Raw genomic sequence first — 14547 nt, 5'->3', positions numbered from 1 at the left:
CCCCTTGATCAGCCTTGCTGAAAACTAATCCGAGCTATTGAGATAAATATTCAAAAAAGCACGCTGACTAACCTTTCACATCAGCTCGAGAGGTGTCGTTCTTACGGTGAGTTTCACTCATCGCCTTTACCACAAAGGCGCCACCCATAAGCCCAAGCAGACCAACACTGCAACTTGCCATCGCCAGTCCCGACAGCTTCACCGTCAGACCAATAATCAGCGGACCCGTAGTTGATCCCACATCCGACAAAAGGCGCCAGATGCCAATAAAACCACCCCGATTCAATCGTGGCGCCAAATCAGATCCGACTGTCATAATCACCCCAGCTGAAATCCCATTACCAAGGCCCATCAATGATGCGATCAGGATTAAACTCCACATCCCTTCGGCCAAAGGTAACAAACTAATACTCAACCCCAGCAAGGTCAGGCTGGCTATAAACATCGGTTTACGGCCAATTCTATCCATCATAGTGCCCGCAGGATAAAATAGCAGAGTATCAATCACCGCGCCGATGGAGATGACCATACCTATACTGGTTTCATCTAACATTAACGCAGCACCTGTGAGTGGTAATAGTAACGCTCTGGACGCCCGCACTAGCATCAACGCCAAAGATGCCACCCCCGCCGTTAGCAAAACCTGACGGTTATCAACCAACGCATCTCTCAAGGCAATAACACTGTGGCTGTCCTCGCCATGGGGTTGCGTATAACGAACCCACAACGCGACAAATAACACCACTAGCAAAGAGCTGATCGCAAAAACCCCAAGCGTGACCTGATATCCCAGAGAAGCGATCATTAACCCTGCTAGCAATGGACCGATCACATTACCAAGCCTTATGGTACCCGCCGACAGAGACATTACCCGACCACGTTCGCCCGGCGCCGCGGCATCTGTGACATAGGAGATTCGCCCCACCAGCCAGCTACCATGGGCAAAACCCAGCAATAATGCTGCCGCCGTCAACACTCCGAGGGTGGGAAACAAGGCCATTAAAGCCAAAGATAGAGAAGAGATTACCGCTGCGCCCAGCATTAAACGTTTATCACCAAACCGCGCCAGTAATAAGCCAGCCGGCAGGTCACCCAACATCATACCAATACCTTTAAAGCCGATAATCATCGCGGATTCAGCCAGAGTTCCACCAATCGATAACACATACAAAGGTAAAACCACCAGCAATGCCTGTTGAATGGTAGATACAATAGCCGAAGGACAAATCACTGGCAGAAAAAACTTACGTACTATCTGAGACACTCGACAAAACCTATATAACAGAAGAAAAAATTAGACTAGAAAGTAAAAGTTTGCGCTGAATTATTTACAGGGTCCTAGAAAGTCTATGATTCGATAACTAAAACGCCATGAGTGCTCCCCCTTCCTGTGTAACATTACAACCCTGTCTATGCGGTTCTTCCTTACGGGCGGAGCTCGGACATAGATTGAATCCAGCGGATTAGGTGAACATCGCAGCAATGATGAATTTTTTTAACCTTTCCTGTAAGAATTACTCGTTTGTTTCATTTTAGACTAAGGTCTAAGATTGCTTCTATCTTATACATTCAAGGGAATATAACCATGATCGAATATAACTTCGACGCTGAATTCAGCGACACAGACCTAAACGCCATTGTTGCAGAAGCCAACGAAGCACGCACAGCTTACCTTAAAGAAATACTGTCTAATGGGGCTAAAAAACTCATCAATCTATTTTCGACTGAACTACCTACCTTCACTTCAGGTCCACTGGCTCACCGTTAAGCGAGCCAGTCGGTTCTCAGCTAGTTACTGATTACATATCGATCTGTATACAACAAAACCCTCGATCACTAATCACTATTGCCCGAGCCCATTAAAACCAACTCGTTAAAATCTCTTGGCATAAATATCTAAATCCATTTAATGCGCCACACTCTGATTTAATTTACAGCGTTGAGCGCCTCAATAGCCGCTTCAGCACAAACAATATCCTCAGCTACTTTCCCGCCAGATACACCAATAGCACCAACCACGACACCCTCAATCAGCACCGGTAAACCACCACCGAAAAGCGCCATTTTTTCATGTTGCGCCAAACCATTCGCCAGTACCGCACGGCCTTCAAGTGCTGCGGCCCACTTATCGGTCGGCTGTTTAAAGTGTACTGCGGTATACGCCTTTTTCTCAGCATAATCCATCGATGGCATGGGTGCTCCGGGCTCCCGCAAAGACACCAACCGATTACCCGCCGTATCTACGACCACAGCATTTATTTTAATGCCCAGCTCATCGCCTTTGTGCATGGCGGCCTTAGCCAACACCAGAGCAGCCTCCAACGTGAGCGATACCTGCACATGGGTTTTATTCATCATATTTTCCTATTTCTCTCACCGTCCGAGACGAGTTTTAATCGATTGTACGCTAGACCTGAGCTGGATAATCTCAAATAACAGCGTTTAAGACCTGTCTATTTTACCCAACGACAAACCCATTTTACGATAATAATTGCTTCTAGAAATCGCTTTAATCTATGATCTATCACCGTCGTTAAGCACAGGAAATATTATGACACCAGCTTCCTTAGAAATTCGAGCCTATCACGCGCATGTTTACTTTGATGCGGATAGCCTTAATCAAGCGACAGAGCTCTGCGAGCAAGCCCGTGATCACTTAGGCGTTGCCATGGGACGGATTTATCAGAAACGGGTTGGGCCTCATCCTGAGTGGAGCTGTCAACTGTCATTTAGTGCTGAACAGATTGGTGACGTGCTCCCTTGGTTGATCCTCAACCGCGATGGCCTGACTATTTTTATCCACCCAGTCACTGGCAATGATCTTGATGATCACACCAAATACATTATGTGGCTTTGTGATAGTCAGCCACTCGATACTACCTTATTCCTCTCGTAATCCATGCTTGCATCCTTGCGATAGAGACGAGCCTCCTATCAACACGATCACCCGCTTTATCGCGAACGCTAGGCTAACAAACTCGCCGTGAGCGGCAACCACGTCGAGTTACTTAATCACAACAATACCCCATCACATTAGCCCTAAAAACATACAATCTTGCTCTAATCTCTACTGAAGCTCCCTACTCTAGCGATCATTTACCTCCTCATCTCTACTGAGTTGCCCCTTAACGTCCTTATTAACCCTAATGACTGGGTTAATAATATTTTATTGACGCACATCTAACACACACCAATACATAATGGCTTGTTAATTTAGTTACTGCTAATGTGAAAATCACACGCTTAATCCTCGGCGCTAATAGAAAGGAGTCAGAGATGGATCTTTTTTGCAAAGCTCAATTATCTCTGTGGTTGGTTATTCTCGCATGTCTGAGTACGGATGCTTATGCTGTCATCGCCAGTGAAAAGCTGAACCAGAACGTCACGACAGCCAATCATTCAGAGTTTAAAACGCTACAGAAACAATTTCACAGTGGCCCCGAAGTTACTAAAGCCTGCCTAGAATGCCACACCGAAGCTGCCAAACAGGTTCAACAAAGCCTCCACTGGACATGGGAATATGTGCAACCCAAAACCTTTCAGACATTGGGCAAACGTCACGTCATTAACAGTTTCTGTGGTTCGGTCACCTCTAACGAGCCGCGCTGTACGAGCTGCCACGCCGGTTACGGCTGGACCGACATGCAACAACCCCCACCCACCGATGAAACCAGCGTTGATTGCCTCGTCTGCCACGATACCACCGGCGAGTACGTGAAACTGCCCGCTGGCGCTGGTCACCCTGCCTATAAGCCGATGGAGTCTCCTGCGGGTAGTGGCCATATGCAAGCACCGCCTGACCTGACGTCTATCGCTCAGAATGTCGGCCATAGCCAACCCGCCAACTGCGGCTCCTGCCATTTTTATGGTGGTGGAGGTGATGGTGTTAAACATGGTGATCTCGATTCATCATTGGTCAACCCGCCTAAATCACTGGATGTTCACCTATCACACGACGGCGCCAACTTAACCTGTTCGGATTGTCATACCACCTCAGGCCACATCACCGCCGGTAGCCGTTACCAAGGAAATGCGCACGACACCTTGGGTATTGATGTCCCAGGCCATACCGATATGAGTCGCGCCTCCTGTGAGTCCTGTCATGGTCCTGCGCCACACGACAAGGCCAAACTCAATGAACATGTTGACCGTGTTGCCTGTCAAAGTTGTCATATTCCTGCCTTTGCTCGCGGAGGCGTGGCCACGAAAACCTGGTGGGATTGGTCGACAGCCGGCCGACTGGATGAAAACAACAAACCGATAACCCTTTATGATGAAAACGGTCACCTCAGTTATCTGAGTATCAAAGGCGACTTTCATTATGCCGAAAATGTTACCCCAGACTATCGCTGGTTTAACGGCACCGTTCACTACACCTTGCAAACCGACACGATCGATACTGATAACCCGCCGGTGCAAGTTAACTGGATAGAGGGTAGTGCTAAGGATCCGGATTCACGGATCTGGCCATTCAAAATCATGCACGGTAAACAGCCGTTCGATACGGTCAACAAAACATTACTCGTCAATCACGTTTACAGCCCGACCGATGATAGTGCCCTATGGAGCAATTTTGACTGGGCCAAAGCACTACAAGCCGGCACCACTATTGCTGGGCAGCCCTACAGCGGTCAGTTCGATTTCATCCAAACCGAGATGTACTGGCCTATCAGCCATATGGTTGGGCCCGCCGACAGTGCCGTTAAATGCAGCAGCTGTCATGCTAGTAATAGTCGATTAAACGGCATACCCGATATCTATATTCCGGCACGGGATCACAGTTCACTGCTCGATAAGATCGGCTGGGGTACTGCCCTGCTGATGCTCATAGGTAGTGCAGCCCATGCGGGTGGACGTGGTATTGCCGCCGTACGCAGAAGGAGGAAAAAGTCATGAGCAACGTAATGGTATTCAAACGTTTTGAACGATTTTGGCATTGGTCTCAAGCCGCGTTGATCTTTTTCCTGCTATTCACCGGTTTTGAAGTACATGGCACCTACAGCGTGCTGGGTTTTGGCCAAGCGGTACAGCTGCATACAACGGCGGCTTGGGCGCTGATTACCCTGTGGGTGTTTGCCATCTTTTGGCACTTCACCACCGGCGAATGGCGTCAATATATACCGGTTAAGGATAAACTCGGTGCAGTTATCTATTACTATGCTGTGGGTACCTTTACGGGCGCCTCTCACCCTTTCAAGAAAACCAGTCTGGCAAAACACAATCCATTACAGCGGCTGGCTTACCTGTGGCTCAAGCTGATGATCTCACCCCTCATCTGGGTTTCTGGCTTACTCTATCTATTTTATAACCAGTTGGATCAAATCGGCCTTGGCAACCTACCACTCGAATGGATCGCCCTGACACACACCGCCGCCGCCTTTCTAATGCTGATCTTTATCATTGCGCATGTGTATATGGCGACGATGGGCAAAACACCACTCAGCCTGATAAAACCGATGATTACCGGTTACGAGCCTGAACAGGAAGACGCCGCTGCAGCGCCTCAACAACACAACGAGGAGACACCCTCATGAAAATCGCCGTCACCAGTCAAAACCGTAAAACCGTGACGCCTCACGCGGGCGTCTGCCGAAACTTCTGGATTTACACCGTAGAGTCTCAGCAGATTACCGATAAACAGTTACTTGAACTCAGTAAAGATCAGTCCTTTCATAACAGCAAAACAGCGGGGCCTCTTGTGGAGATGGTTGATGTACTACTGACAGCAGGTATGGGCAATGGGTTGCCGCAACGATTAGCACGCTACGGCGTTGAAGCTTTGGTTACCCATGAGACCGACCCCACTGCAGCGGTCACACATTACCTTGAGTCCAGCAAGCAGACCCAAGCGAGCGCTTAAGCCCCTAAGCCTCCCAGCGATATCAAATTAAAAATCAGCATACGGCAACGATAAAAAAGCCTGCGTGAAGGCAGGCTTTTTACAGGATGATAAGAATTTAGCTAAGTGGTGATGGCCGAGCTCTGTAATTGAACTCTATAATTGAACTCTGTAATTGAACTATGTAATCGAACTCTGTGATTAACCTATGCGATTGGCCTATCCGTCAGGATAAGCCCGTAGCGCTAGCCTATAAAATCAGTCAATTAAGTTAGTCTATTATGTTAGCCCAGCTCGTTATCAAGATCCTCAGGCATCGGGTGAGCATCAATCTGCTCAGTAATCCGCTCAACTTGTTTTTCCGCCGCTAAGCTACTCTCTTCAAAACGCGCGAGGTGATACAGAGCGTCACCCTCATTCACTACAGGAATATTATTTTGGCCAATAATAATGCCCGAATTAGGTGCCACCACCTCCTCTTCTTGGGTACCGAAAGGTGATGCGACTATGCCCATCGACTGCCCCTTACTCACCCGCTGCCCCACCGACACGACGGATCGAAACACCCCGTCAGAGTTGGTTCTAATCCATGAAGAAGAGTTGGCAACGACCGAGGTTAACTCTTTTTTCGAGCGCTTCAGGGCCGGCAACATCTTCAGGTAGCGCACCACATTCATGACGCCACGAATACCACCACGAATAGCACTATCATCAAACCGTAGCGCTTCACCGGCTTCATACAAAATCAACGAGATACCGGCTTCATCGGCACACTGACGCAGCGATCCGTCCCGCAATTTTGAATCGATAATGACCGGCGCACCAAAGGCATTCGCCATCTCTCTGGCGATCGGGTTATCCAGATTCGCCCTGATTTGCGGCATATTACTGCGGTGGATCGCCCCGGTATGCAGGTCCAAAACATGGGTGCAGTGACTCAAAATCTGAGTACGAAAAATATAGGCAATCCGGCTGGCAAGTGAACCCTTTTCGCTGCCAGGAAAACAACGATTGAGATCGCGTCTATCCGGTAGGTAACGGCTTTGCTGAATAAAGCCAAAGATATTCACCACCGGCACAATAATCAGCGTACCAGCAATTCGGTGCAACGACTTATGCTTCAGTAGCTGACGGCAGATCTCAACGCCATTCAGTTCATCGCCATGAATCGCGGCACACACCATTAAGGTAGGCCCCGCACGGCGTCCATGAATCACCTCAATATCCAAATCCAGATGGGTATTGGTATACAGACGCGCTAAGTCAACATGGATCGTTTTTCTTTCACCGGGCTGTACAGTACAGCCGGCAATCTCTATTGGCTGATTCAGTTTAGACATGATCGATTAACCTTTGCCACGGGTACGGGTTGAGACTTTTTTAGCTTCCATGCTTTTTTCGATAAAGCCGATAATACTGGCCGCCACATCCTTGCCCGTTGCCCGTTCAACCCCTTCAAGGCCGGGACTAGAGTTTACTTCCATCACCAAAGGTCCGCGCTCGGAGCGTAACAAATCAACCCCAGCAACATTTAAGCCCATGGTTTTAGCGGCTAACACTGCAGTAGCGCGCTCTTTAGGGGTAATACGCACCAATGAGGCGGAACCACCGCGGTGTAGGTTAGAACGGAACTCGCCCTCTTTACCTTGACGTTTCATCGCAGCAACCACTTTATCACCGATCACTAAGCAACGAATGTCGGCCCCACCCGCCTCTTTAATAAACTCCTGCACCATGATGTTGGTTTTCATCCCCATAAAGGCTTCCAGCACACTCTCTGCTGCCTTGCGGGTTTCGGCCAATACCACACCAATGCCCTGAGTACCTTCCAGCAGTTTCAAAACGACTGGGGCACCACCAACCATATCTAGCAAGTCGGGAATATCACCCGGTTTACTGGCAAATCCGGTGATCGGCATACCCACCTTCTTACGGGATAATAGCTGCATTGAACGTAACTTATCACGGGAACGACTGATCGCTACCGACTCATTAAGTGGGTAAACCCCCATCATTTCCAACTGACGCAGCACCGCCGTACCATAAAAGGTTACGGAGGCACCAATACGGGGAATCACCGCATCAAAGCTACCCAGATCTTCGCCCTTAAAATGAATACTCGGTTCTTCAGAGTTGATATTCATATAACAGCGTAAGACATCTAAAACCTTAACTTCATGGCCTGCCGCCTCAGCCGCTTCGATCAAGCGACGGGTGGAATATAACGATGGATTTCGAGACAAAATTGCAATTTTCATAATAATCCTTATAGCTCAGGCTGATGTTTGCCTTGTGATATTAAATAAGCGCCTGCAGGGTCGACTAAAAAGCGGCCGTTCATCGCCGTTCTTCCGAGTAACATCCGAAAGCGCATGGTGTCTCGACTGGTCAATGTCAATTCTATTGGATATTGCTGATCACCAATCACCACATTGGTTTCTATGACATAACGTTCGCTCTGATGCCCACCAGAATCCGTTACAGTACGAATATCTTTAACCGGCATTTCGCAGCTAACAACCTCTTCAACATCATGCTGACGAGGATGAACATCGAAACTTACCCAGTTTTTCCCGTCTCGTTGAAATGGCTCCACCCTAAAGGCATGTAACGCCGAGGTACGTGCACCAGAGTCAACCTTAACCTTCATCTGTTCAATACCCAGCTCGGGTAGTGACACCCACTCCCGCCAACCAATCACTTTTTTACCATCATTGCTCAAGACAACCTCCGCTCACCAATCTGTGAGTTGATAAAAAACACAAAAAACTAAACGTAATTTAAAACGAACCAGCCCGCCGGATTGGCGGCTAAAGCATCTGATCTGACAAACAGAACACCTGAACAGGGGTTGTCAGTGACTTTGCTGCTGACGATATACATCATTCTGATTCAATCCGATAGCAATAAATGAAAACAGCTAGTAAAAAATGATCCCTTGCCCCAATACGCCTCAATATGTCCCATCAACAATGAATATAACGTGCTGATAACAAAGATCTGTTGAATTGATTATAGTATTAAAAGCGCAATGAGCCGGTATAATTACTGCTTATGTTTTCCTCAGCCATAGAAACCAAACGATGACTCTGACACGCCTGATACTCCTGCTACTACTCAGCAGCACTTCATGTCATCTAATGGCAGGCATCCTCACCATCAACATGGATGGCGTTAACACAGAACAAAAGCTGAATATCCGCAGTTTTTTAAGCCTTCAGTCCCTCGATGGACAGACAATCACCAATCCCAGTCGATTACGCTATCTCCATAATTTAGCAGACGAAGAAATCAAAACAGCCTTGCAGCCACTGGGATTCTACCAACCAACGATTCAAGCTTCACTGACCAAAAAGGGAGAGGATTGGCTAGCACTTTATCGCATTCAACCCGGCAAGCGACTCCCCATTAGCCAGCTTGATATCCAACTAATAGGGGCCGCCAAAGATGATATTGCTTTTAAACAACTACTGGCTAAAACAACCCTGAGGAAAGGTCAGCCGCTAATTCACAGCCAATACGAACAGTTAAAAAAACAGCTCAGTTCATTAGCCGTTGAACGGGGTTACTATCAAGCTGAGCTGACTCAACACCGCGTCGAAGTAAACTTAGCCGATTATAATGCCGCCATAACGCTACATATGGATAGCGGCCCCCGCTTTAGTATCGGTGATATCACCTTCGCCCTCAGCCCAATTGATGCCGATTTTATTAAATCTTATGCGTCATTCAACACCGGTGATCCGATCCAAAACAGTCAGTTGATCGACTTACAATCGGCCCTAATCGATAGTGACTATTTTCAGCGGGTCGAAGTTCGCCCCCTCTGGAACCAAATGAGCGACACCCAAGTACCGATCTTTGTTGATTTAGATGCTAATAAGAAAACTAAATACCACGCTGGATTTGGCTATGGCACAGACACCGGTGCCAGAACCAAGCTGGGAGTGAATAAACGTTGGATTAATCGTCGCGGTCATCAGTTCAATACTCAATTACTCGCCTCAGAGATCATTACCAACTTCTCTGCTGAATATTCAATACCCGGCGAGAATCCCCGTGAAGATCGTTATGCAGTACAACTGAGCTTGCTAGATGAGGACTCGGACAGCATTAATACCCGCAGTCACTCGATTGGCGTATCCAAACAGCAGCAACGAGGCCGTTGGCAGCAGGTGCTGGCGCTAAATTACCAACAGGAGGAGTCAACGTTTAGTGGTGATACTGAAACCTCCCACTTTCTAATTCCGCAGGTTAATTACAATACGGTATCCACTAAAGACCGCTTGCAGGTTAAAAACGGTTATAGTTTTTCATCGCAACTGCGGGGTGCCAGCCAAGCACTGATTTCCACCGAAGATTTTGTACAAACTCGCATCAGCGGTAAAGGTATCTACAGCATAACCAATAAGTTTCGAATACTCGCTCGTGCTGAAGTGGGCACCACTTGGGTAAGTGATTTTGATGCATTGCCCGCCAGCCTGCGCTTCTTTACCGGCGGCGATAACAGCGTACGAGGCTATGATTATAAGAGTCTAGGACCTCGCGATGACAGTGATGATGTAATCGGCGGGCGCAACTTGCTCGTCGGCAGTGTTGAAGTCGATTACCGTCTGTTCCAAAACTGGGGAGTGGCCGCCTTTATTGATAGCGGTAACGCCTTTAATGATACTGACCTGAGTCTGTATACCGGTATTGGTGTCGGTCTGCGTTGGTTTTCACCCGTCGGCCCAGTCCGCTTCGATCTAGCGGTACCTCAGGATGACGACGATGACAATAGTATCCATCTACATTTCAATTTAGGGGCCGACCTATGAGCCCCAATACCGAGCAGAGTGCCACTCTCCCCAAAGTATCGACAGTTAAACGTTTAACCAAAGCGGTCCTCTTGCTGATCGCCTTGCTGTGTATCCTATTAATCACCACTGTTTACTATCTGCTAGGCACTGCCAACGGTCTGCAACAACTGATCAGCATCAGCCAACGCTGGCTCCCCGGAGAACTACAGATTGAGCAGATAGATGGCTCTCTACTCGATAACCTTAAGCTAAAACAGGTGCGCTATACGCAATCGAACCTGCAGTTATCCATCGACGCTCTAGAGCTTGACTGGCAGCCTTCTGCTCTGTTCTCAGGCCGCCTGCATATGACTCAACTATTGGTTGATCAGCCGGTTATCAGCCTCACAAATACAATCGACAATGAGCCGGAAACGCCTACCGAGCCATTCAAATTGGCCGATATTACCCTGCCATTGCAACTGCAGCTCGATCAAATACAGATACGCCAGCTCACCTTGAATCAACCGTCTCAAGCGGGCGAAGAAACCGGTACGCCAACCGAAATATCATCGATGCAACTATCACTGCACACCGATGGACAGACGCTGATATTAAAGCAGTTAAGTATCGCAGCTCCCCAAGCAACTCTCGCGGTCACCGGACAGCTAACGCCCAGCGGTCAATTTCCACTGAAGCTCAACACTCAATGGTCAGTCACCCTAGCCGAACGACAGCCCCTGTCTGGCCAAGGCTCCATTCAAGGCACGCTGAAAGGAGAGCAGAATAGCTTAACCGTGCAACAAACCCTCAGCGGTTTAGTGAATACCGCACTCTCGGCATCGGTGCAAAACCTGCTTGAAAAACCAACCGGCCAGTTAAAGCTCAATGACGTCACCACCCAACTCGAACAGTTCACGCCGTTACTGGCGGGAAGTAATCTGCAAGGTTCAGCCAAGGCCAGCGGTGATGCGGATCAACTACAGCTCGATAGCCTGTGGCAAACAAACCTGCAGGATATCGGCGCGACCCAACTGACACTGAAACTCCACTTAGCCGGACAGCAGCTCAAAATAGACCAGCTCGAACTGACACAGCTAACATCCTCGACCCAGCCAAAGCCGACAGAGCCATTATCACTGGCATTGCAAGGCACCCTAGATCTCGCCAGCACCCCTCTGAGTTTTACCATCCAAGGCCAGTGGCATCACCTGCGTTATCCTTTTGACGGCACCGCCTACCTCAGCCCGACGGGCCAGCTACAACTGAATGGCAACCTTCAACAATATGATCTCAAGCTTAGCGCGGCTGTCGCAGGTGCCGATATACCGTCCGGCCAATGGACGCTAACGGGTAGCGGTAACCAACAGGCATTAAACCAACTATCCCTCACCGGCCAAACCCTCGAAGGCCAGGTGCAACTCACCGGCGGGGTCAGTTGGCAGCCAAACGTCAGTTGGAAGTTGAATCTCGCAGGGCAACAATTAAACCCCGGTAGTCACTGGTCCGAATGGCCCGGCAGATTAAATATCAAGGCTGCTGTTAACGGCAGCCTGTCAACAGAGCAACCCCTGAAACTGCAGGTAAATTTAACCTCACTAAACGGTGTACTGCGCAATGAGCCATTAACCGGACTAGGCCGCCTTAATATCAGTGGAAATCGCATCACCATTCCACAGCTACAGCTGAATATAGCTACCACAGAGCTAAAAACCCACGGCCAACTAGATGAACAGCTAAATTTTAGCTGGAGCATCCATTCGCCCGACCTGAGCCAGCTATTGCCAACATTAAAAGGCGTCCTTAACGGGTCCGGATCGCTCACCGGTACACGAACAACCCCCCACCTTGTGGCAAAAATTAACGGACAGGCACTGCAATATCAAAACTATCAAAGCGAAACCTTATCCGCCGATCTCGATGTCGATCTAGGGACAAATAAAAACTCCCATATTCAACTGCACGCCTCTGAACTGCAACTGGCTGGACAGCACTGGCAACAACTGTCGTTAAGCAGTCAAGGCAGCGCTGAACAACATCAACTCACACTGACAACCGAGCAAGGGCCTGCCGATATAGATCTCAGCCTCAAGGGTCAGTGGAAAAATGCTCAATGGCGCGGCCAAGTGACTCAGATAGAACTCGCTCAGGCCGACCTAGGTCAGTGGAATTTACAGCGCCCAGTGCCGTTGCAACTTAGCCGTAGCGAAGCGTTATTAGCGAACCTGTGCTTACAGTCCAATAAAAAGAACAGCTCTGTGTGCTTTAACGGTCATTGGTCTGCACAAAACGGCATAGCCGGCGCACTTAAAGCCGAACAACTATCGTTGAGCCATCTACAGGCTTGGATTCCAAACCAGATCGATTTACAAGGCGACCTTGAGGCAGATATCAACCTGTCTCAACGCCCGAACCAAGCCCCAACATATACGGGTACCGCGCGTATTCAAGGCGCTGAAGTACGACTCGAAGAGGATGACTTACAGGTCATCGCTGGGGTTATCAAACTCGACCTTCAGGGTGAAAACAACCAGCTCAATGCGACCATCTCACTACCATTACAGCAGCCAACCGGACAGCTGACGGCAGAGGTCAAGATTGAAGACCTGAATGCCAGTCAAAAACTCGATGCACAACTAACGTTGGCCCTCAGCGATCTAAAGTTCATCTCCCTGTTTACACCTCAACTACAGGCGATCACAGGGCAGGTCCATTCTGATATGTCGATCACCGGCAGCATTGATCAACCATTGATGCAAGGGCATCTAACACTCAGCGATGCCAGTACAGACATACCTGCACTGGGCATCAAGCTTGAGGACATCAATCTGTCAATGATCGGCCAGCCGGGCAATAACAACCTCCAACTGAAAGGCGCGCTTCACTCCGGCAAGGGGCCACTTGAGATTAACGGTCAATACAATCCCGTTCTCGATAGCGGCGAAATCACCCTGCAAGGCGAACGTTTTCAAGCGATGGCTACCGAAGAAATTCAAGCTTGGATCTCACCGGCTATCAAGCTGAATATAGCGCCTCAGCTCATCACCCTGCAGGGAGAGCTGAAGATCCCAGAGGCCAATATCAAGCCACCCAGCATCGATGCCAGCTCACCGCTGTCGGATGATGTCGTGATCATTGATCCTACTGACAATCGCCCCGCTAATGCTCAAGGCAACAAAAAACGCACGCTGGATGCTCAGTTGCGCATCACCCTCGGTGATAAAGTGCATTTAGAGGCGCTGGGATTCGAGGGCCGTTTATTGGGGAGTATTCTAGTAGAAGATAATGCCCGTCAAGCGACCCGAGCAACCGGCATTATGCAGGTAGCCACCGGACAGTATCGCCTCTATGGACAGGACCTCGATATTGATCGTGGCAGCTTGGTTTATAGTGGCGGCCCTATCGATAATCCCGGCTTAGATCTGCGAGTTTCACGCACCGTCGACGATGTTACCGCGGGAGCAAAGGTGTCAGGCACCCTGAGCGATCCTCGGCTAACATTATTTTCTGATCCGGTTATGCCCGAAAGCAGCCAGCTTTCATATCTGATGTTTGGTCATGCTCCTGGCGCTGGCGGCAGCGCAATGACCGAACAGGAATTACTGTTCAAAGCGGCCTCTGCTCTAACATTGAAAGGCGGCAACAGTATCGCAGATCAGATTTCAGAGACCTTTAATATTGATGATTTAGGTGTTGCGGGTGATACCACCGATACATCGCTCTATATCGGCAAATATCTCTCACCCCGCCTATATGTGAAATACGGTGTTGGCTTGTTAGAGCCGACCCACACCTTCTTTATGCGTTATAAGCTGAATAAGTCATGGAGTGTCGAGACACAAACCGCGACCGAACATAACGGCGGCGACCTGTTCTATACCCTAGAACGGTAAAACAATAACGATAGGCTAAAATGCCCGAGAAGCGAGT

The 14547-nt window shown here is 48.9% G+C and carries 12 protein-coding genes; 7 read left to right on the top strand and 5 right to left on the bottom strand.

Annotated features, from left to right (window positions below):
• Positions 1-67 precede the first annotated feature (67 nt).
• A complete protein-coding gene (locus tag KO512_RS13590) occupies positions 68-1264 on the bottom strand; it encodes an MFS transporter (protein WP_215952897.1) in 1197 nt (398 codons plus the stop codon).
• A gap of 321 nt (positions 1265-1585) precedes the next feature.
• Between KO512_RS13590 and KO512_RS13585 the strand changes: the two genes are divergently transcribed.
• Positions 1586-1768, top strand: coding sequence for a hypothetical protein (locus tag KO512_RS13585; RefSeq protein WP_215952896.1), 183 nt, complete (start codon positions 1586-1588; stop codon positions 1766-1768).
• 158 nt (positions 1769-1926) lie between these two features.
• On the opposite strand, the gene KO512_RS13580 is transcribed toward KO512_RS13585, so the two are convergent.
• A complete protein-coding gene (locus KO512_RS13580) occupies positions 1927-2358 on the bottom strand; it encodes a GlcG/HbpS family heme-binding protein (RefSeq protein ID WP_215952895.1) in 432 nt (143 codons plus the stop codon).
• Positions 2359-2551: 193 nt separating this feature from the next.
• Between KO512_RS13580 and KO512_RS13575 the strand changes: the two genes are divergently transcribed.
• From KO512_RS13575 to KO512_RS13560, 4 genes are all read left to right on the top strand, one after another.
• Positions 2552-2896 (top strand): DOPA 4,5-dioxygenase family protein, encoded by a 345-nt coding sequence (locus KO512_RS13575; protein ID WP_215952894.1) that lies wholly within the window; start codon positions 2552-2554, stop codon positions 2894-2896.
• Positions 2897-3276: 380 nt separating this feature from the next.
• A complete protein-coding gene (locus KO512_RS13570) occupies positions 3277-4896 on the top strand; it encodes a tetrathionate reductase family octaheme c-type cytochrome (RefSeq protein WP_215952893.1) in 1620 nt (539 codons plus the stop codon).
• The gene (locus tag KO512_RS13565) at positions 4893-5534 is read left to right on the top strand and encodes a cytochrome b/b6 domain-containing protein (RefSeq protein WP_252735021.1); all 642 of its coding nucleotides are present in this window, start codon (positions 4893-4895) and stop codon (positions 5532-5534) included. Before KO512_RS13570 ends, KO512_RS13565 begins: the two co-directional genes overlap by 4 nt.
• Positions 5531-5860 carry a NifB/NifX family molybdenum-iron cluster-binding protein gene (locus KO512_RS13560; RefSeq protein ID WP_215952892.1) on the top strand — a complete coding sequence of 110 codons (330 nt, stop codon included), beginning with the start codon at positions 5531-5533 and terminating at the stop codon, positions 5858-5860. The genes KO512_RS13565 and KO512_RS13560 overlap by 4 nt, the downstream gene beginning before the upstream one ends.
• Positions 5861-6123: 263 nt before the next feature.
• Here KO512_RS13560 and KO512_RS13555 read toward each other — a convergent pair whose 3' ends face one another.
• Genes KO512_RS13555 through KO512_RS13545 form a run of 3 tightly spaced genes read right to left on the bottom strand, consistent with a single transcriptional unit; the run spans position 6124 to position 8561 of the window.
• Positions 6124-7179: a succinylglutamate desuccinylase/aspartoacylase family protein gene (locus tag KO512_RS13555; RefSeq protein ID WP_215952891.1), complete on the bottom strand. Its 1056-nt coding sequence runs from the start codon at positions 7177-7179 to the stop codon at positions 6124-6126.
• A gap of 6 nt (positions 7180-7185) precedes the next feature.
• Positions 7186-8097, bottom strand: a complete 912-nt coding sequence (rimK, locus tag KO512_RS13550) for a 30S ribosomal protein S6--L-glutamate ligase (RefSeq protein WP_215952890.1) — start codon at positions 8095-8097, stop codon at positions 7186-7188.
• 8 nt (positions 8098-8105) lie between these two features.
• On the bottom strand, positions 8106-8561 hold the full coding sequence (locus tag KO512_RS13545; RefSeq protein ID WP_215952889.1) for an ATP-dependent zinc protease family protein: 456 nt from the start codon (positions 8559-8561) through the stop codon (positions 8106-8108).
• Between the two features lie 361 nt (positions 8562-8922).
• Between KO512_RS13545 and KO512_RS13540 the strand changes: the two genes are divergently transcribed.
• Together KO512_RS13540 and KO512_RS13535 are read left to right on the top strand one after the other, a co-directional pair.
• Positions 8923-10656 (top strand): autotransporter assembly complex protein TamA, encoded by a 1734-nt coding sequence (locus tag KO512_RS13540; RefSeq protein WP_215952888.1) that lies wholly within the window; start codon positions 8923-8925, stop codon positions 10654-10656.
• Complete coding sequence (locus tag KO512_RS13535) at positions 10653-14510, top strand: translocation/assembly module TamB domain-containing protein (protein ID WP_215952887.1); 3858 nt, start codon at positions 10653-10655, stop codon at positions 14508-14510. Before KO512_RS13540 ends, KO512_RS13535 begins: the two co-directional genes overlap by 4 nt.
• Positions 14511-14547 lie beyond the last annotated feature (37 nt).

This window comes from Amphritea atlantica (assembly GCF_018860855.1).
Taxonomy (GTDB): Bacteria; Pseudomonadota; Gammaproteobacteria; order Pseudomonadales; family Balneatricaceae; genus Amphritea; species Amphritea atlantica_A.
This window is presented reverse-complemented; position numbering and strand designations above follow the sequence as displayed.